Source organism: Pseudonocardia sediminis (assembly GCF_004217185.1).
GTDB lineage: Bacteria > Actinomycetota > Actinomycetes > Mycobacteriales > Pseudonocardiaceae > Pseudonocardia > Pseudonocardia sediminis.
Window position 1 is genome coordinate 3,136,573 of record NZ_SHKL01000001.1, and the last position, 18,913, is coordinate 3,155,485.

At 74.2% G+C, this 18,913-nt stretch carries 18 protein-coding genes; 9 read left to right on the forward strand and 9 right to left on the reverse strand.

The window, feature by feature from the left end; genetic code table 11:
- The first annotated feature begins 145 nt into the window (after positions 1-145).
- Both EV383_RS14580 and EV383_RS14585 read left to right on the forward strand, forming a co-directional pair.
- On the forward strand, positions 146-1,360 hold the full coding sequence (locus EV383_RS14580; protein ID WP_130290421.1) for a cytochrome P450: 1,215 nt from the start codon (positions 146-148) through the stop codon (positions 1,358-1,360).
- 226 nt (positions 1,361-1,586) lie between these two features.
- The gene (locus EV383_RS14585; protein WP_130294435.1) at positions 1,587-3,974 is read left to right on the forward strand and encodes a Tex family protein; all 2,388 of its coding nucleotides are present in this window, start codon (positions 1,587-1,589) and stop codon (positions 3,972-3,974) included.
- Positions 3,975-4,096: 122 nt separating this feature from the next.
- On the opposite strand, the gene EV383_RS14590 is transcribed toward EV383_RS14585, so the two are convergent.
- On the reverse strand, positions 4,097-4,861 hold the full coding sequence (locus EV383_RS14590) for a tyrosine-protein phosphatase (RefSeq protein WP_165438355.1): 765 nt from the start codon (positions 4,859-4,861) through the stop codon (positions 4,097-4,099).
- A 291-nt stretch (positions 4,862-5,152) separates the two neighbouring features.
- On the opposite strand from EV383_RS14590, the gene EV383_RS14595 reads away from it, so the two are divergent.
- On the forward strand, positions 5,153-7,138 hold the full coding sequence (locus EV383_RS14595) for a DEAD/DEAH box helicase (protein ID WP_242623101.1): 1,986 nt from the start codon (positions 5,153-5,155) through the stop codon (positions 7,136-7,138).
- Positions 7,139-7,202: 64 nt separating this feature from the next.
- Here the strand turns inward: EV383_RS14595 and EV383_RS14600 are convergent, their stop codons facing one another.
- Positions 7,203-7,700, reverse strand: a complete 498-nt coding sequence (locus EV383_RS14600) for a L,D-transpeptidase (RefSeq protein ID WP_130290424.1) — start codon at positions 7,698-7,700, stop codon at positions 7,203-7,205.
- 169 nt (positions 7,701-7,869) lie between these two features.
- Between EV383_RS14600 and ilvD the strand changes: the two genes are divergently transcribed.
- Positions 7,870-9,567, forward strand: a complete 1,698-nt coding sequence (gene ilvD / locus EV383_RS14605) for a dihydroxy-acid dehydratase (protein ID WP_130290425.1) — start codon at positions 7,870-7,872, stop codon at positions 9,565-9,567.
- Positions 9,568-9,722: 155 nt separating this feature from the next.
- On the opposite strand, the gene EV383_RS31195 is transcribed toward ilvD, so the two are convergent.
- From EV383_RS31195 to EV383_RS14620, 3 genes are all read right to left on the reverse strand, one after another.
- Positions 9,723-10,019, reverse strand: coding sequence for a hypothetical protein (locus tag EV383_RS31195; RefSeq protein WP_207223527.1), 297 nt, complete (start codon positions 10,017-10,019; stop codon positions 9,723-9,725).
- A 172-nt stretch (positions 10,020-10,191) separates the two neighbouring features.
- Positions 10,192-10,539, reverse strand: coding sequence for a hypothetical protein (locus tag EV383_RS14615; protein ID WP_130290426.1), 348 nt, complete (start codon positions 10,537-10,539; stop codon positions 10,192-10,194).
- Complete coding sequence (locus tag EV383_RS14620; RefSeq protein ID WP_130290427.1) at positions 10,536-11,201, reverse strand: hypothetical protein; 666 nt, start codon at positions 11,199-11,201, stop codon at positions 10,536-10,538. Before EV383_RS14620 ends, EV383_RS14615 begins: the two co-directional genes overlap by 4 nt.
- 129 nt (positions 11,202-11,330) lie before the next feature.
- Here EV383_RS14620 and EV383_RS32180 point away from each other — a divergent pair, with 129 nt between their 5' ends.
- The 4 genes from EV383_RS32180 (at position 11,331) to EV383_RS14640 (ending at position 15,071) form a co-directional block, all read left to right on the forward strand.
- Positions 11,331-13,334: a sensor histidine kinase gene (locus tag EV383_RS32180; protein ID WP_130290428.1), complete on the forward strand. Its 2,004-nt coding sequence runs from the start codon at positions 11,331-11,333 to the stop codon at positions 13,332-13,334.
- Entirely contained in the window at positions 13,331-13,984 is a 654-nt protein-coding gene (locus EV383_RS14630; RefSeq protein ID WP_207223897.1) for a response regulator, read from the forward strand. The genes EV383_RS32180 and EV383_RS14630 overlap by 4 nt, the downstream gene beginning before the upstream one ends.
- A 57-nt stretch (positions 13,985-14,041) precedes the next feature.
- Entirely contained in the window at positions 14,042-14,371 is a 330-nt protein-coding gene (locus EV383_RS14635; protein ID WP_130290429.1) for a hypothetical protein, read from the forward strand.
- 88 nt (positions 14,372-14,459) lie between these two features.
- Complete coding sequence (locus EV383_RS14640) at positions 14,460-15,071, forward strand: class I SAM-dependent methyltransferase (protein ID WP_130290430.1); 612 nt, start codon at positions 14,460-14,462, stop codon at positions 15,069-15,071.
- Between the two features lie 32 nt (positions 15,072-15,103).
- Here the strand turns inward: EV383_RS14640 and EV383_RS14645 are convergent, their stop codons facing one another.
- Positions 15,104-15,904 carry a methyltransferase domain-containing protein gene (locus EV383_RS14645; protein WP_130290431.1) on the reverse strand — a complete coding sequence of 267 codons (801 nt, stop codon included), beginning with the start codon at positions 15,902-15,904 and terminating at the stop codon, positions 15,104-15,106.
- Between the two features lie 32 nt (positions 15,905-15,936).
- Positions 15,937-16,314: a DUF2256 and DUF3253 domain-containing protein gene (locus EV383_RS14650; RefSeq protein WP_207223528.1), complete on the reverse strand. Its 378-nt coding sequence runs from the start codon at positions 16,312-16,314 to the stop codon at positions 15,937-15,939.
- A 73-nt stretch (positions 16,315-16,387) separates the two neighbouring features.
- Between EV383_RS14650 and EV383_RS14655 the strand changes: the two genes are divergently transcribed.
- Positions 16,388-16,936, forward strand: coding sequence for a DUF2269 family protein (locus EV383_RS14655; RefSeq protein ID WP_130290433.1), 549 nt, complete (start codon positions 16,388-16,390; stop codon positions 16,934-16,936).
- A 108-nt stretch (positions 16,937-17,044) separates the two neighbouring features.
- Here the strand turns inward: EV383_RS14655 and EV383_RS14660 are convergent, their stop codons facing one another.
- Positions 17,045-18,079, reverse strand: a complete 1,035-nt coding sequence (locus EV383_RS14660) for a shikimate dehydrogenase (protein WP_242623102.1) — start codon at positions 18,077-18,079, stop codon at positions 17,045-17,047.
- 35 nt (positions 18,080-18,114) lie between these two features.
- Entirely contained in the window at positions 18,115-18,759 is a 645-nt protein-coding gene (locus EV383_RS14665) for a nicotinamide mononucleotide transporter family protein (RefSeq protein WP_130290435.1), read from the reverse strand.
- Positions 18,760-18,913: the final 154 nt, after the last annotated feature.

Here is an 18,913-nt window from a genome sequence, read left to right on the forward strand (position 1 = left end):
TTCCGGTGGCGACCACAGGCACCGATCGGTGCCCGCCCGACGCTACCCCGATCGTTGTGTGACGAAACTGCAGCGTCGTAATTGCTGCAGAGTCTGCAACTTTCACCTACCGTGGAGATCACGATCCGCCGTCGGAGGAGATCCCATGACCACCACCCAGCCCGCGCCGCAGCTCCCGTTCGACCGACCGGACATCCTGCAGGTCGCCCCGCTCTACGAGGTCCTGCGGCGGGAGGCGCCGATCGTGGCGGTCCGGACCCCGGCCGGTGACCCGGCCTGGCTGGTCACGCGCTACGAGGAGTGCCGCGAGCTGTTCGGCGACCCGCGGCTCGGGCGCTCGCACCCGTCGCCCGAGGACGCCGCCAAGATCTCCGACGCCGCCGTGATGGGCGGGCCGAGCGGGACCTACGAGACCGAGAAGGACGAGCACACGCGCATGCGCAAGCTGCTCGTCCCGTCGTTCTCGGCCAAGCGGATGCGCCTGCTCGGCGACCACGTGCAGACCCTGGTCGACGGCTGCATCGACGACCTCGTCGCCGCGCACGAGACGTCCGCGGACGGCGTCGTCGACCTGCACGAGACGCTGGCGTTCCCGCTGCCGGTGCTGGTGATTTGCGAGCTGCTGGGCGTGCCGTTCGACGACCGCGACTACTTCCGCGGCCTCTCCGAGCGCGTCGCCTCCCTCAACTCCGGGGACGACGCGCGTCAGGCGATGGGCGAGTTCCACCAGTACATGGGGAAGCTGGCGGCGGCGAAGCTGGCCGACCCGGGCGAGGACGTCCTGTCCGACCTGGCCGCGGCGCAGGCGCAGGACCCGGAGTTCTCGAACGAGGAGATGACCCGCCTCGCCGCCGGGCTGCTGTTCGCCGGGCACGAGACGACCGTCGGGCGGATCGACCTCGGCGTGCTGATGCTGCTCAGCGACACCACGCGGCGCGACGCGTTCGCCGCCGACATCGCAGGACGCGTGCAGACCACCGTCGAGGAGGTCCTGCGCCTGTCCGCCCCGGGCGGGCTGGGCCTGGTCCGCTACGCCCACGACGACATCGAGATCGGCGGGTTCACGATCCCGCGCGGCGACGCGGTGTTCCTGTCCTCGGCCTCGGCCAACCGCGACGCCACCGCCTTCGACGACGCCGACGAGTTCGACCCGACCCGGCGCCCGAACGCGCACCTGTCGTTCGGGCACGGCGCGCACTTCTGCATCGGCGCCAGCCTCGCCCGCACGGAGCTCACCACCGTGTTCTCGACGCTGTTCACACGCCTGCCCGGCCTGCGCCTCGCGGTCGGCGTGGACGAGCTGGAGGTGCGCTCCGACCAGCTCACCGGCGGGGTTCGCTCGGTGCCCGTGACCTGGTAGATCGTCCGGGTGACGAGCGAGCACACCCGCCGGCGGCACCGAGCCCCCACCCGGCGGTTGCCCGCTCGTCCCCGTTCGCGACCATGGAGGGGTGACAGGCTCGGCACTTCCGGACACCCCCGCCCCGACTCCCTCCGACGGTGACCCGTCGGCCCCGGAGGGGCCGGCTCCCACGGCACCCGCCCAGGACGGATCGGTCCAGGACCAGGCGGTCCAGCACCGCTCCATCCGTCGGCGCATCGCCGACGAGCTCGGCGCCCGCGAGAACCAGGTCGCGGCGGCGGTGGACCTGCTCGACGGCGGCGCGACCGTCCCGTTCGTCGCCCGGTACCGCAAGGAGGCCACCGGCGGGTTGGACGACGTCGCGCTCCGCACGCTCGAGGAGCGGCTGCGCTACCTGCGTGAGCTCGAGGAGCGGCGTGCCGCGGTGCTGGACTCCATCCGCACCCAGGGCAAGCTCGACGAGGCTCTGGAGGCCCGGATCTGGGCCGCGGAGTCCAAGGCCCGGCTCGAGGACATCTACCTGCCCTTCAAGCCCAAGCGCCGCACCAAGGCGATGATCGCCCGCGAGCAGGGGCTCGAGCCACTGGCCGACGCGCTGCTGGCCGATCCCACCCTGGATCCGATGGAGACCGCACAGGGCTACGTCACCGACGAGGTCGCCGACGGCGGTGCCGCCCTGGAGGGCGCCCGCTCGATCATCGTGGAGCGGATCGGGGAGAACGCCGACCTCGTCGGCGGCCTGCGCGAGCGCATGTGGTCGAACGGCCGGATGGTCACCAAGGTCCGCGAGGGCAAGGAGAACGACCAGGCCGCGTCGAAGTTCTCGGACTACTTCGAGTTCTCCGAGAAGTTCACGACGCTGCCCAGCCACCGGATCCTCGCGGTGTTCCGTGGCGAGACCGAGGAGGCTCTCGACGTCACCCTCGACGCCGGCGACGACGAGACGCCGACCGCCTACGAGCGCCTGATCGCCGCCGAGTACGGCATCGCCGACCAGGGCCGCGCGGCGGACGCGTGGCTGCTCGGCGTCGTGCGCTGGGCCTGGCGCACCCGCATGCTCACCGCGCTGGGCATCGACATCCGCGTCCGGCTGCGCGCCGCCGCCGAGGAGGGTGCGATCGGCGTGTTCGCGGCCAACCTGCGCGACCTGCTCCTCGCGGCCCCGGCCGGCACACGCCCGACGATGGGCCTGGACCCGGGCCTGCGCACCGGCGTCAAGGTGGCCGTCGTGGACGCGACCGGCAAGGTCCTCGACACCTCGGTGATCTACCCGCACGAGCCGCGCAACGACAAGGCCGGGTCGATCAGGACCCTGACCGCGCTGGCGACGAAGCACGGCGTCGAGCTGATCGCGATCGGCAACGGCACCGCGTCGCGCGAGACCGACTCCCTCGCCGGTGAGCTGATCAAGGACAACCCGGGCCTGAAGCTGACCAAGGTGATGGTCTCCGAGGCGGGCGCGTCGGTGTACTCGGCGTCGGCCTACGCCTCGGCCGAGCTGCCGGACATGGACGTGTCGCTGCGCGGCGCCGTCTCCATCGCCCGGCGCCTGCAGGACCCGCTGGCCGAGCTCGTCAAGATCGACCCGAAGTCGATCGGCGTCGGTCAGTACCAGCACGACCTGCCCGAGTCGTCGCTGTCGCGCTCGCTGGACTCGGTCGTCGAGGACTGTGTGAACGCGGTCGGGGTGGACGTGAACTCCGCGTCCGCGCCGCTGCTGCGCCGGGTGTCGGGGATCAGCGAGTCCCTCGCCGGGGCGATCGTGGCGCACCGCGACTCGAACGGCCCGTTCCGGACCCGCACCGCGCTCGCCGACGTCCCGCGGCTCGGGCCGAAGGCGTTCGAGCAGTGCGCGGGCTTCCTGCGGATCCGCGGTGGCGACGAGCCGCTCGACGTCTCCGGCGTGCACCCGGAGGCGTACCCGGTCGTCCGCAAGATGGTCGAGCGCACCAAGGTCGACGTCGCGGCGCTGATGGGCGACGCGGGCAAGCTGCGTGCGATCAAGGCCAAGGACTACGTCGACGACTCGTTCGGCCTCCCGACGGTCAGTGACATCCTGGCCGAGCTGGAGAAGCCCGGCCGTGACCCGCGTCCGGCGTTCCGCACCGCGACCTTCGCCGAGGGCGTGCACAAGATCTCCGACCTGCGCCCGGGCATGCTGCTCGAGGGCGTGGTGACGAACGTGGCCGCGTTCGGCGCGTTCGTCGACGTCGGGGTGCACCAGGACGGCCTGGTGCACGTCTCGGCGATGAGCAAGGACTTCGTGTCCGACCCGCGCGACGTGGCCAAGTCCGGTGACGTCGTCAAGGTCAAGGTCATGGAGGTCGACGAGGCCCGCAAGCGCATCTCGCTGACCATGCGCCTGGAGGACGAGCCCGGTGCCGGCAAGGGCGGCGGTCGTCCCGAGGTCGGCGGGGAGCGCGGTGGCCGCGGGCGGCCCGGTGGCGGCCCCGGCGGCAAGGGCAACGGCCCCGGTGGACGGGGTGGCCCCGGCGGGCGCGGCGGCGGTCAGGGCGGTGGCGGCGGACAGCGCCGCGACGACAAGCGCTCCGCCCCCGCGAACGACGCCATGGCCGAGGCGTTGCGCAAGGCGGGCTTCGGGAAGAGCTGAGCCGCCGCCGCATCGCCGGCCGGGGCGCGTGACGGGCCGGTGCGCGTGAGCGTCCGGTCGGCGTCGTGCAGCGCGAGGATCGTGCGGACGCGGGGTCCGGCCGCGTCGCCGGTGGTCCGCGACTACGCGTCGAGCGGTCGTCCGGGAGCGTCGTCGGCGGTGAGCAGCCGCTCGGAGAGCAGGCGGAGGTCCGACGGGTCGGTGCCGGCGTCGAGCAGACGCCCGTGCACCCCGCCCGGACGGTCGGCGAGCTCGTCGAGGACGACCTCGAGCGCGGCCGCCTCGACGCCGAGCAGCGAGTCGTGGTCGGGCTCCGGGGCGCCCGCGGCGCGCAGCCGGGCCCACAGGGCGTCGAGGTTGTCGTTGGTGCGCAGGTAGTCCGCGACGATCTGCTCGCGCGGCACGCCCAGGGCGGCCAGCACCGTGCCGATGACGATGCCGGTGCGGTCCTTGCCCGCGGCGCAGTGCACGAACACCGGGCCGGGTGCCTGCGCGACGAGCCCGACGATCCGGGCCAGGCTCGGCCCGGCCTCGGTGACCAACAGCCGGTAGGCCCAGGTGATGTCGCGGTCGGCCGTCGGGGTCGCGGCGACCTTCTCGGGAGCCAGCGATGCACCGAGCGGGATGTGGTGCACCCGTGCGACGTCGTCGAGCGGGTGTGACGGCCCGGTCTCGACCTCCGAGCGGAGGTCGATCACGACGGCCGGCGGCCAGGTCAGAGCTGCGTCGAGCCCGACCGCGCGGGCGGTGCGCGGGTCACCGGGCTGCGGGGCGTCGCCGCGGTAGAGCAACCCGGGGCGAACGCGGAACCCCTCGACGGTGCTCAGGCCACCGACGTCGCGCAGGTTCGCGGGGCGGGCGGTCCGGAGGAGCGAGGAGGCGGTCACGATCTCCAGCGTCCCGGTGGTGCGGGCGGATCCGGAGCCGCCGTGATCACGGGCACCGGTGTCGTCGGCCACAGCGGTCGGGGGGTGAGTGATCGGCGGCACGGCGGACCCGGCCACACGGCGGCGGCGTCACGTGGAATGATGTGTTGGTCGGCTGTCAGCGATGACGTCAGCCGAGAGCCCCTCAGGGTCCAGTCAACGGCACGGGTCAACGGTGCCGCGCGGGCCTCCGGGCTTCCGCGGGTGATGCGACCGATCGGGTACGCACGCCCTGCCGCGACTGAGGACCGAGTGAGCACTCTGCTGGACCAAGCCCTGATCAACGACGACCGGATCACCGAGATCCCCGACACGAGCGAGGCGAACGGCGACATCGCCGACATCGACACCCCCCAGAACGACACCGCTGCGATCGACACCGTCGAGAGCGACACGGTGAAGGACGACATCACCGAGAACGACACCCCCGGGAACGACGCCACCGAGCGCCCGGTCGACGACACCGTCACCGACGAGGCCGCCGAGAACGACACGGACGACGACACCGACGACGAGCCGGAGAGCACCGGCACGACGTTCGCCGACCTCGGCCTCGCGCCGCAGCTGCTGCGCGAGCTCGAGGGCCTCGGCTACGAGCACCCCAGCCCGATCCAGGCGGAGTCGATCGTCCCGCTGATCGCCGGCCGTGACCTGCTCGGCCAGGCCGCGACCGGTACCGGCAAGACGGCGGCGTTCGCGCTGCCGATGCTGCAGCGCCTGACCGACGGCCGGGCGGGCAAGTCCCGCGGATCGCGCCCGTTCGGGCTGGTCCTGGCACCGACCCGTGAGCTGGCCATGCAGGTCGGCGAGGCGGTGGCGCGCTACGGCCGCAACGTCGGCGCGAAGGTCGTCACCGTCTACGGCGGCGCCCCGATCGGCCCGCAGCTGGGCACCCTGCGCCGCGGCGTCGACATCGTGGTGGCCACCCCCGGCCGCGCGATCGACCTGCTCAACCGCAACGCCCTGTCCCTGGACGCGATCGAGGTCGCCGTCCTGGACGAGGCCGACGAGATGCTCGACATGGGCTTCATCGAGGACATCGACCTGCTGCTCGACGCCACCCCGGCGACGCGCCAGACGGTGCTGTTCTCCGCGACGATGCCGAGCCGGATCGTCAGCCTGGCGCGCAAGCACCTCAACGACCCGGTCGACATCCGGATGGGCAAGGTCGAGACGCCGGAGGGCGAGGCCCCCAAGGTCCGTCAGACCGCGTACAACGTCCCGCGCAGCCACGTCACGGTGGCGCTGGGCCGCGTGCTGGAGATGGAGCGCCCGACCGCGGCGATCGTCTTCTGCCGCACCCGGGCCGACGTCGACGCCGTCACCGAGACGCTCACCGGCCGCGGCCTGCGCGCCGAGGCGCTGCACGGCGGCATGGATCAGGAGCACCGCACCCGCGTCGTGGAGCGTCTGCGCGCCGGCCGGACCGACCTGCTGGTCGCCACCGACGTCGCCGCGCGCGGCCTGGACATCGACTCGCTGACCCACGTGGTCAACCACGACGTCCCGTCCTCGCCGGAGGCCTACGTGCACCGCATCGGCCGGGTCGGCCGTGCGGGACGCGAGGGCGTCGCGATCACCCTGGTCACCCCGGGGTCGGTCCGTCACCTGCGCGGCATCGAGCGACTGACCGGCACCACGGTGCCGGTGGCGCCGGTGCCGACCGTGCAGGACCTGCGCGACGCGCGCCTGGCGCGCACCGCGGTGACGATCGCCGAGCAGATCGAGGCCGGCAGCGACAACGACGGCGTCGACGCCCTGGTGCTGGAGCTGGCCCAGGAGAACGACCTGCAGACGATCGCCGCCGCCGCGATCCGGATGGCACGGGCCGGCACGGCCGTCGCCGACGACGAGATCGACATCCCGGAGGTCCGGGCCCCGCGCGGCGGTGCCGCCGGTGGCCGGGACGCCCGCGGCCCGCGTCGCGAGGGCCCCGGCGGTCCCGGTGGCGCCCGCGGTCAGGGCTCGCGCCCGCCGAAGGCCGGCACCACCCGGCTGTTCGTCTCGGCCGGTCGCGCGTCGGGGGTGCGCCCGCAGGACATCGTGGGTGCACTCGCCAACGAGTCGCGCCTGTCCGGCCGTGACATCGGCGCGATCCAGATCCACGAGCGCCACGCCCTGGTCGAGGTGCCCGAGCACGCGGCCGACGACGTCGTGAAGTCGCTGCGCGGCGCCACGACGCTCAAGGGCCGCAAGGCCAACGTGCGCCGCGACCGCGACGCCGCAGGCGCCCGCTAGTCACGCACGGGAAGGGCCCCGCCACACCACACGGTGTGACGGGGCCCTTCTCGTGTTCCAGGGGTCAGTGGACCTCGACGCGGTCGTAGGGCTCGAGACCCTCGTAGAAGGTCCGGGCGTCGTCGCCGGGCATCCGCACGCAGCCCGCGGACGGCGTCTCCGGGTTGCCCTCGTGAAACGCGATCCCGCCCGGGGCGAAGAACACCGCCCACGGCATGGGGGCGTCGTCGAACTCCTTGCTGCGGTGGTGGGCGTCCTTGCGCTGCACCGAGAACGCGCCGGTCGGGGTCTCCCGGCCCTGACCGCCGTGGCTGATCGTCACCGGGCCGTACTCGATCTCACCGTGGCGGATCAGCCAGGCCCGGTCGTTCTCCAGGTCCACGCAGGCCCGCGTCCCGACGGCGCACGGCGTGCCGTCGACGGTGTCCGGGGCGGCGACGGCGGTCCCGGCGGCGCCGACCCCGGCCAGCAGGCCGACCGTGACGACCGCGAGTACCCGCCGGCGGCGGCCGGCCGCGCATCCGTCGGTGGGGGCGTCGTGTCGGCCGGTCGTGCGCACCATCGGTTCTCGGTGTTCCTCTCGGACGTTCGCGGGACGTACTCAGGGACCAACGAGCCGTCTCCGGGAGCGGGTTCGATCCCTTGTCGGCTCCACCCGGTCGGGGTAGGTATGGCGGCGGGCGTCACGCTGACGGCGTCCGGAATTGCACACCACCACGCGAGGAGTCCCCATGACGACGACCGATCCGGCGACCCGCAGGGACCTCAAGCCGCGCAGCCATCAGGTCACCGACGGCATCGGCGCCACCGCCGCGCGCAGCATGCTGCGCGCGGTCGGGATGCGCGACGACGACTTCCGCAAGCCGCAGATCGGCATTGCGTCGAGCTGGAACGAGATCACCCCGTGCAACCTGTCGCTGCAGCGCCTGGCGATGGCGGCCAAGGAGGGCGTGCACGCCGCGGGCGGCTACCCGATGGAGTTCGGCACGATCTCGGTCTCCGACGCCATCTCGATGGGCCACGTCGGGATGCACTACTCGCTGGTCAGCCGCGAGATCATCGCCGACTCGGTGGAGACGGTGGTGCAGGCCGAGCGTCTCGACGGAACGGTGCTGCTCGCCGGCTGCGACAAGTCGCTGCCCGGGATGCTGATGGCCGCGGCACGGCTGGACCTGGCCGGGGTGTTCGTCTACGCCGGGTCGATCATGCCGGGCCGGGTGGGCGACCGGGAGGTCAACATCTCGGACGCGTTCGAGGGGATCGGCGCGTGCTCGCGCGGGTTGATCACCGAGGCCGAGCTGGACACCCTGGAGCGGGCGATGTGTCCCGGCGAGGGTGCCTGCGGCGGCTTCTACACCGCGAACACGATGGCCGCGGCGGCCGAGGCGATGGGCATGGCGCTGCCGGGCTCGGCCAGCCCGCCCGCGGTGGACCGTCGCCGCGACGGCGTCGCCCGCGCGTCCGGTGAGGCGGCCATCGGCATGATCGAGAAGGGGATCACGGCCCGGGACGTGATGACCCGGGAGGCGTTCGAGAACGCGATCGCCGTCGTCGTGGCGTTCGGCGGGTCCACGAACGCGGTGTTGCACCTGCTCGCGATCGCCCGCGAGGCCGGGGTCCCGCTGGAGCTCGACGACTTCAACCGGGTCGGCGACCGGGTGCCGCACCTGGCCGACGTCAAGCCGTTCGGCAAGCACCTGATGTACGCCGTCGACCAGGTCGGCGGCGTGCCGGTGGTGATGAAGGCGCTGCTCGACGCCGGACTGCTCCACGGCGACGCGCTGACCGTCACCGGGCGCACGGTGGCGGAGAACCTGGCCGAGCTGGACCCGCCGGGCATCGACGGCTCGGTGATCCGCGACCTGAAGAACCCGATCCACCCCACCGGCGGCCTGACGATCCTGCGCGGGTCGCTGGCCCCGGACGGTGCGGTGGTCAAGTCCGCGGGCTTCGACGCGGCGCAGTTCGTCGGCACCGCCCGGGTGTTCGACGGCGAGCAGGGCGCACTCGACGCCGTCGACGACGGCACGGTCGGCGCCGGGGACATCGTGGTGATCCGCTACGAGGGTCCGCGCGGCGGTCCGGGGATGCGGGAGATGCTCGCCGTCACCGGGCGGATCAAGGGCGCCGGGCTGGGCAAGGACGTGCTGCTGGTGACCGACGGCCGGTTCTCCGGCGCGACCACCGGCCTGTGCGTCGGGCACGTCGCCCCGGAGGCCGCGGACGGCGGCCCGATCGCCCTGGTCGAGACCGGCGACCGGATCACCCTGGACATGACCGACCGGACGCTGAGCCTGGACATCGACGACGCCGAGTTCGAGCGCCGCCGCGCCGCCTGGGTCCGCCCGGAGCCGACGAACCGCTACGGCGTGCTCGGCAAGTACGCCAAGCTCGTCTCCTCCGCCGCCGACGGGGCCGTCTGCGGATAGCGCGGCTGACGCCGCCCGTGCGCAGATATCGCTGCCGGAGCAGCGATATCCGCGCACGACCCCCGGCGCGAGACGGCTGCGCCTCCGGCTCGTGGAGCTGTCGTGCGGGCCCGCGACACGGAAGCTCCACGGGTGCGGCGCCCCGGGACGCCGGGTCAGGCGAGGGCAGGCTCGCGTCGTCCCTGGGCCGGGCGGACCATCACCACGGCGACGACCGCGGCCGCCAGGAGCACCACGGTCACCACCGCCATCCACACGGGCATCTCACCCAGCCCGAGCATCGGCAGCAGCGACGAGATCATCCGGAACACGACGGCGACCCATATCGCGACCCTCCCGCCACCGGACCGGCGCAGCCCGAACCACGCGAGCACCGGGAGCAGCGCGAGCACCCCCAGGCCGGCCCCGAAGAGCTCGGCCCCCGGCGGCGCCTCCGCCGTCGAGACCCACACCGGTTCGATCATCGGAAAGCTCGGGCTGGCCGCGTCGGACGAGGACCACATCCGGGTCCTCGCGGTCCTGGCCCATCTGGAGGCGAACCCCTCCACCTGACGGTGCCCGCACTGGCGGAGCCTCCGTGCGGCCGGCCCGCACGAAGGCTGCGCGAGCAGCCCGCCGGAGCGGTCACCCGGACCGGACGACGCCCCGTCGCAGTGCCGGTACGACCAGGCCGCAGCCGACGACCGTGAGCACGACGACCGCCCCCGCGGCCACCCGGGCGGCCGCCGGGACGCCGGGCTCGGTGAAGGCCGGCACCGCGGTCGCCGCGGAGACCAGGCGCAGCAGCACCAGCCCGATCGTCGCGCCCCGGTGGCCGCGCCACGCGAACCACAGCAGGGCCAGCGACACGACGCCTATCGCCGTCCCGATCGCGGCGATCGCGATCGGCGGGTGCTCGCCGTCGGTGAGCAGGATCCCGGCCACGTCGACCAGCGACAGCAACCCGAGCAGCAGGAGACCGGCGCGGATCATCGCTGCACCCGCCCCGCCGCCGTCGCCGCGACGCCGAACCCGAGCGCGGTGAGGCACCACGCCAGCGCGTCGAGCAGGTGGTTCGGCACCACGACCGCGAACACCAGGTGCAGCGGCTGGGACACGACCAGCGCGACCGCGACCCAGCGGGGGATCACCCGCCAGAGGGCGATCCCGAGCAGCACCGTGCCGAGGATGTGCCCGCCCACGAACAGCAGCGAGGCGACCACGGCGGTCGGGTTCGCGTCGAGGGCGCCGCTCAGGGCGGCGACGGTGCCCGGCGCGACGCCGGCGCGCGGCGCGGCCAGCACGAGCTGGTCGGACGCGGTCACCCAGAACAGGCTGGTGAATCCCACCCAGCTCAGCACGGCCGCGACCGTGCCGAGCACCGGGCGGGCGGCCGCGGCCACCCGCCCGACGACGAGCACACCGAGCGGCAGCGTCAGGAGGGCGAGGTAGGCGAGCCAGAGTACGGCGCTCTGCGCACCGGGCCGGTCGGCCGCCGAGGTGGCGATCGTGAGCGGGTCGTCGTCGGTGGAGTAGGGCATCACGCCGCGCAGTGCCGCGACGGCCAGCGGGCCGATCGGGGCGATCAGGACGGCGGTCCGCAACCGGTGGGATCGGTCGGCGCCGGTGGGCGGGGCGAGGGCTGTGGTCGTCATGACGGCAGCGTGCGAGCGGCGCCGACCCGTCCGGAAGGGACGGTCCCCGGGGCCCACCCGGGCAGGATCCCGGACCGCACCGGGAACGGACCCGGGACACGGGGGTGCGACCTGGGCCACACTTCCGCGGTGACCAGCGACGGGTATGACCGCACCGGGCGAGGTCCGGTGACGGCGTTCGTCGTGGCCGGGGTCGTCCTCGCCGAGCTCGTCGCCGGTGCGGTCGCCGCCGCGGCCGCCGGCTGGACGTTCGCCGAGATGGTCGACGCCTTCGTCGTCACGAACTTCGTGATCGGCCTGTCCTGCGGCATCGCCGGGTTCCTGATCGCGTGGCAGCGGCCGCGCAACCCGGTCGGCTGGCTGCTCCTGGCCGCCGGCGTCGCCCAGTCCGGCACCGCCGCGTTCGCGCCACTGCTCGACCTGGCCGCCCGGGCCGGGTGGTCCGGCCCGGCGCTGCGGACCCTGGCCACGGTCACCGCGTACGCGTGGCCGTGGTCGATCGGGACGTTCCTGCCGCTGGCGCTGCTGATGTTCCCCGAGGGCCGCCTGCTGCCCGGACGGTTCTGGCGGGCCGCCGTCGGGCTGGCCGTACTGCTCGGACCGCTGTTCGCCCTCGAGGTCGGCAGCGACCCGGCCGGACTCCCGACCGCCGCCGGCCCCGTGCAGCCCTGGCCGGTCCTCACCGGGTACGCGCAGCTCGCGCCGTTGTGGACGGCCGCGGAGCTGATCAACATCGCCGTCTACCTGCTGGCCGTGGCCGGTCTCGTGCTGCGCTACCGCCGCGGCGACGAGCAGCGGCGTCGCCAGCTCCTCTGGCTGGTCCTGGCGCTGGTCGTGGTCACCGTGATGCTGGTGCCGTGGGGGCTGTTCACGGCCGGCCCGATCCTGCAGCTGCTGGCGATCGCGCTGGTCCCCGGCGCGATGACGATCGCGGTGCTGCGCCACCAGCTGCTCGACATCCGGCTGGTCCTCTCCCGCACGGTGCTCTACGCCCTGCTGACCTGCGCCGTCGTCGTGGCCTACCTCGGGCTGGTGGCCTTCGCCGGGCAGGTGCTGCGCCCCGGTCCCGGGATCGGTGACTCGGTGCTGGCCACGCTCGTGATCGCGGTCGGGTTCAACCCGGTGCGCGTGCGGCTGCAGCGGGTCGTCGACCGCGCGCTCTACGGCGACCGCGCCGACCCGGTGCGCGCGCTGGCGCGGATGGGGGAGCGACTCCGTTCCGGAGGGGACGACCCGGGCGAGGTCCTCGCCGCCGTGTGCGAGGCGCTGCGCCTGCCCTACGCCGCGCTGCGCCGCGACGGGACCGAACGGGCCCGCCACGGCGACCCCACCGACTCGCAGGAGGTCGTCGGGCTGAACTTTCAGGGCGAGCGCGTCGGCGAGCTCGCCGTCGGCGCACGGCCCGGGCAACGCGGCCTGGACCGGGCGGACCGTGCGGCGCTGGAGATCCTCGCCGCGCCGCTGGCCGTCGCCGTGCACGCGACGGCCCTGTCGGAGTCGTTGCAGCGCTCGCGCGAGCAGATCGTGGCCGCCCGTGAGGAGGAGCGCCGCCGTCTGCGCCGCGATCTGCACGACGGCCTCGGCCCCGTCCTGACCGGCATCTCGTTCCAGGCCGACGCGGCCGGCAACCTCCTCACGTCCGACCCGGAGGCGGCCGCGGACCTGCTGATCGCCCTGCGGGCCGCGGCGACCGAGGCGATCGCCGACGTCCGGCGTCTCGTGCACGACCTGCGCCCGCCCGCGCTCGACGAGCTCGGCCTCATCGAGGCGCTGCGCCGGCACGCCGACCAGCTCGGTGTCGGTGCGCCCACCGTGGCCGTGCACGCGCCCGCGACGCTGCCGCAGCTCCCGGCGGCGGTGGAGGTGGCCGCCTACCGGATCGCGGTGGAGGCGCTGACGAACGCGGTCCGGCATTCCGGCGGCGAGCGGGTGGACCTGCGGATCGAGGTGGACGGCGCGCTGGAGGTGTCGGTGGACGACGACGGCGGCCGCGCGTCCGGATGGACGCCCGGCGTCGGTCTGACCTCGATGCGCGAGCGCGCCGCCGAGCTCGGCGGCAGCGTGGCGGCCGGTCCGGAGCCCGGCGGGGGACGGGTCGCGGCGAGGCTGCCGCTGACCGGGGCGGCGTCGTGACGATCCGGGTGGTGCTGGCCGACGACCACCCCGTCGTCCGGGACGGGTTGTCGGCGCTGCTGTCGTCGCGGGAGGGGATCGATGTCGTCGGCACCGCGTCCGGCGGGCGCGAGGCGATCCGTGCCGCCGTCACCGAGCGACCCGACGTCCTCGTGCTGGACCTGCAGATGCCCGACCTCGACGGCGTCGCGGCGGCCCGCGAGATCGGCCGCGCCGCGCCGGACGTCGCCGTGCTGATGCTGACGATGTTCGACGACGACGACTCGGTGTTCGCCGCCATGCGTGCCGGGGCCCGGGGCTACCTGCTCAAGGGTGCGTCGCAGGACGAGATCGTGCGGGCGATCCAGGCCGTGGCCGCCGGGGAGGCGATCTTCGGGCCCGGCGTCGCCCGGCGTGTCCTCGGGCAGCTGTCCGGCCCGGTCGCGCAGGCGGCCCCGTTCCCGGAGCTCACCCCGCGCGAGCTGCAGGTCCTGGAGCTGCTCACCTCTGGTCTGGGCACCGCCGCGATCGGTGCCCGGCTCGGGCTCGCGCCCAAGACCGTCACCAACCACACGTCGTCGATCTTCGCGAAGCTGCAGGTGCACGGCCGCGCCGAGGCCGTGGCCCGGGCCCGCCGTGCCGGTCTCGGGGAGTCGCCGCAGGGCCGGTGACGGTCCCGACGAGGGGGTGCCGGAGAGGAGCCGTTCCCACCGGTCCAAGGTGGAGGCATGACGCAGCAGAGTTCGCCGGACCCCCGGCCCGCCGTCGACCAGCTCGCCGACCGGATCGGCCGCGACCAGGTGTTCGGTGCACCCGTCGAGCAGGCCGGGGCGGTGGTCGTCCCGGTGGCGCGCGTCCGGGCCGGTGGTGGGTCCGGACCGGGGCGGCGCGGTCAGGGCACGGGGGTCGTCGCCCGGCCGGTGGGGGCCTTCTCGATCTCCGCCGACGGCAAGGTCTCCTGGCACCCGGCCGTCGACGTCAACCGGATCGTCCTCGGCGGGCAGCTGGCCCTGCTCGGCGTCGTCGCGATCGCGGGGTTCGTGGCGCGCCGCCGCTGAACGGGCGCACCGGGCGTCGCGGCGTGCGAGGAGCCTCCGGAACGGACATCGTCTCGGCCGGCCGGGGGCGGGCTCGTAGGCTCCGGGGATGACCGACGATCCGTTGTGCGCCCCCGCCGGCCTTCCCCAGGCCTGGTCGGCCTGGAAGGACGGCGTCGACCTGGAGCGCTACGACGAGCGCTGGACGGCGATGGAGCAGGCGGGGGAGAACCCGCACGGCGAGGCCGACCTGGTGTCCTCGTTCGGCCCGGCCTCGGTGCTCGACGGCGGTTGCGGCACCGGGCGGGTCGGGATCGAGCTGGCCCGGCGCGGTGTCGCCGTCGTCGGCGTGGACCCGGACCCGGACATGATCGCCGCCTGCCGGGACAAGGCCCCCGACCTGCGCTGGGTGCAGAGCGGGCTGCAGGACCTGGTGCTCGACGAGCGGTTCGACCTCGTCGTGCTGGCGGGCAACGTCATCCCCTACGCGGCACCCGAGCACCGGACCGCGGTCGTGGCCGCGTGCGCCCGGCACCTCGTCCCGGGCGGGCACCTGCTCGCCGGGTTCCAGCTGCAGGACGGATGGCCGGGTCTCGACGAGTACGACGCCTGGTGCACCGACGCCGGCCTGACCCCGGTCGGGCGCTGGTCCACCTGGACCCGCGACCCCTACGTCGGCGGCGACTACGCCGTCTCGCTGCATGCTCGTGAGCGGATGTAGCCGCCCTGGCGACGATATCCGCGCACAGGGGGTCAGGCGCGGGCCAGTACCTCGCCGTGCGGGATGACGAAGTACGCGTCCGGGTGCGCGGCCCAGTCCCGCCAGGCCTGTGAGATCTCCGCGATGTCCTCGGGGGTGGCCAGCCCGCGTTCGAGGGCCTGCTCACCGATGCGTGACGAGCGGATCCGCTCCGCCCACATCCCGCCCCAGGTCGCCGTCTCCTCCGGCGTGGCGTAGCACCACACCGACGCCGACGGCGTGACCTCGGTGAACCCGGCCTCGTGCGCCCAGGCGAGCAAGCGGCGGCCGGCGTCGGGCTCGGCGTCGTTGCCGCGGGCGACGCCGCGGTAGAGGTCGAGCCAGCTGTCCAGACGCTCGTCGGCGGGCCACCAGTGGAACGCGGCGTAGTCGGCGTCGCGCACCGCGACCACCCCGCCGGGACGGGTCACCCGCCGCATCTCGCGCAGTGCGGCGACCGGGTCGGACAGGTGCTGCAGAACCTGGTGGGCGTGCGTGACGTCGTAGGTGTCGTCGGCGTCGGAGAGCGCGTAGACGTCGTCGACGGCGAAGCTGACGTCCACCCCGCGTCCGGCCGCGGTCGCCCGGGCCTGGTGCAGCGGGTCCTCGGTGACCTCGACGCCGCGCACCCGGCCCGGACCGAGGATCTCCGCCAGGTCGACGGTGATGCTGCCGGGCCCGCACCCGACGTCGAGCAGCGTCAGGTCCGGGCGCAGCAGGGGGAGCAGGTAGCCGCAGGAGTTCACGGCCGTGCGGGCACCGTGCGAGCGGAGCACGACCTCGTGGTGGCCGTGGGTGTAGACGTCCTCGGGCATGGCGAGGACTCTGCCATCCCCGTCTCCCGGGCTCACCGCGTCCGGCGGATCCGGATCGGTCCCTTCGCCGTCGACGGGTCCACGACGTGCCCGGACTGCACGATCTCGACCGACCCCGCCTCGACGAGCCGCCGCGCCGCCATCCGGGCCGGCTCCATCAGGTCCCGCCAGCCCTCCGGGTCGACCTTGCGGGCCGCCTCGGACGGGCAGATCGTCGACGTCCGGGCGCGGGCGTCGAGGAGGTCCCCGATCGCCTGCTCCAGCTGCCCGTCGACGTCGCGGACACCCCGCGAGCGGCACGCGGCGCCGCAGTAGCGGACCTGGTCCCAGTTCTTCGCCCACTTGCGACGCCAGGTGATCCGCCGCCCGCACACGGCACAGACCTTGTCCTCGTGCACCTCCTGCGCCATGGGGTCCATCGTCGTCGCCGTGAACCCGTCGCGCGCGGTGGCGGGCTGGTATCAGGAGCCTTATAGTCGACGCATGGCTCGTGCCCTGGTCGGGAAGAAGACGCGTCAGCTGCTGGTGTTCGTCCACGTCGCGGTCTCGGTGGGGTGGATGGGCGCGGGAGCGGCGAACGTCGTGCTGGCGCTGACCGCCGGATACTCGCCCGACCCGGTCCTGCGACTGGCCTGCTACCAGCTGATCGACCGGATCGACTGGTGGCTGGTCATTCCGCTGGCCTTCGCGACCCTGGTCAGCGGCGTCGTGGTGTCGGTGGCGAGCCCGTGGGGACTCTCGCGGTACTGGTGGGTGCTGACCAAGCTCGTGCTGACTGTCGCCGTGATCGTCTACAGCACGTTCCTGATCGGGGTCTGGGTCGAGGAGAGCATCGCGGCGGTGGCGGCGGGCGCGCCGGAGAGCCCGGTCGCCGGGCAGCTCGCCTACGGCGCGGGGCTCAACATCGTCGCGTTCCTGTTCATGACGTGGGCGTCGGTCGCCAAGCCCTGGGGCCGGACGCCGTGGGGCCGGGAACGCCGCACCCGCCGGGCCGCGGGCACCCGGCCGGCCGCTGCGGGCGCCGCACGCTGACCCGGCCCGCCCACGGGACCGCTGCGCGGGTCCGCGCCCGCACGCGCTGCCCGGGCCGGTGTACTCCCGTACGGGATCAGGCGCTGCGGGGATCAGGCGCTGCGGGGATCAGGCGCTGCGGGCGAGGACGGCCGCGTCGAGCGCCTCGCGCATGGCCTGCTCCGGGCCCGGACGGCCGGTCATCAGCTCGACCTGCGCGATCGCCTGCTGCAGCAGCATCTCCAGACCGCTGACGATCGTCGCCCCTCCGGCCGCCGCCCCCGCCGCGACGGCGGTCGGCCACGGCGCGTAGACCGCGTCGAGCAGGGTCGTGCCCGGCCTCCAACGCGCCCCGGCGAGCTCGTCGGCGGCACCGGCGGGGAGCGTGGAGATCACGACGTCGGCGCCGTCCAGGGCGCGCGCGGCCTCGAGGGGGTCGGTGAGCACGGCTCGGATCTGCGGGTCCGTGCCCAGGCGACGCGCCGTCTCCCGCAACTCGGTGGTCCGCCCGGCGTCGCGGACCAGGACCGCGACCTCCGGCATCCCGAGTTCGGCCAGCGCCGCGATCGCGGCCTGCGCCGTCCCCCCGGCGCCGAGTACGACGGCCCGGTTCACGGCCCGTCCCCGGCTGCCGGCCGAGCTGTCGCGACCGGTACCGGACCCCGTCGCGAGGTCGCCGGACCCCGTCGCGAGGTCGCCGGACCCCGCCGCCGGGCCGTCGGGCTCCACCGCGAAGGCGCCGGACCCCGCCGCCGGGCGGTCGGCCTCCGCCGCGACCGCGCCGTCCGGCCCCGGGACGCCCGCATCGCGGGCCCGGCGCAGGGCCGCGACGATGCCCGTCACGTCGGTGTTGTGCACGGTACGGCCGTCGGGGCCGAACACCAGGGTGTTGGCCGCCCCGATCGCGGCCGCCGCCGGGGCGACGTGGTCGGCGACGTCGAGCGCGACCCGCTTGAGCGGCATCGTCAGCGACAGCCCGGCCCACTCCGGGCCGAGGGAGTCCACGAACCCGGGCAGCGCCCGCTCGTCGACCTCGTGCGCGTCGTAGTGCCAGCCCGGCAGGCCGAGCGCGGTGTAGGCGGCGTTGTGCAGCGCGGGGGACAACGAGTGCGTGATCGGTGAGCCGAGCACGGCGGCCCGGCGCGACGTCGGTTCGGGACTCACCCCGGGATTATGGCCGCCTCGGGGCCGGGGACGGATCAGGAGGTGGTGCTGGGGACCCGTGCGGGCAGGGCGGCGTCGGCGGCGCGGCGGGAACGGACCCAGCTCCACCATCCCTGCACCACCAGGACGGCGAACACGATGTAGATCGCGGCGGAGAAGTAGAGGCCGGAGGCGATCTGCAGCGGGACACCGACGGCGTCGACCAGCAGCCAGAGCAGCCAGAACTCGATCAGGCGCAGGCCCTGGGCGAGGAACGCGACGGCCGTCCCGACGAAGATCGCGGCGTCCGGCCACGGTGCCCACGAGGCGTCGAGGGCGTCGAGCACGAACGCCATCCCGGCCGTCCCCACGACGAGCAGGGCGGCGAGCCCGAGCCGCTGCGTCCACGTCGCCGTGCGCACGGCGAGCCCGTAGACGGGGTCGCGGCGCCGCATCCAGGCGATCAGCCCGAACACCGAGATCGCGAACACGATGACCTGCCGGAACGCGAGTCCGCCGAGGTGCGCGGAGATGTAGACGGAGAACAGCAGGATGCACGCGGCCATCTGCACCGGCCACGTCGCCAGGCTGCGCCGCTGGGCCAGGAACACCACGGCCAGCGCGCCGATCTGCCCGACCAGCTCGGCCCACGAGATGAACTGGCCCGCCACGGTCAGCCCGTGCTGCAGCAGCAGCTCCACGTCGTTCCCCTCTCCGCCGGGTTGCTCCTCGCCACAACACCCTGCGCTCCCGCGGTCATGCCGCGACGGCGGTGTGACCGGCCACACACGACCGCCGGATGTGGATCACCGGGTGACGCACCACGGTGCCGGATCCGTGCCCGGACCGCAGCGT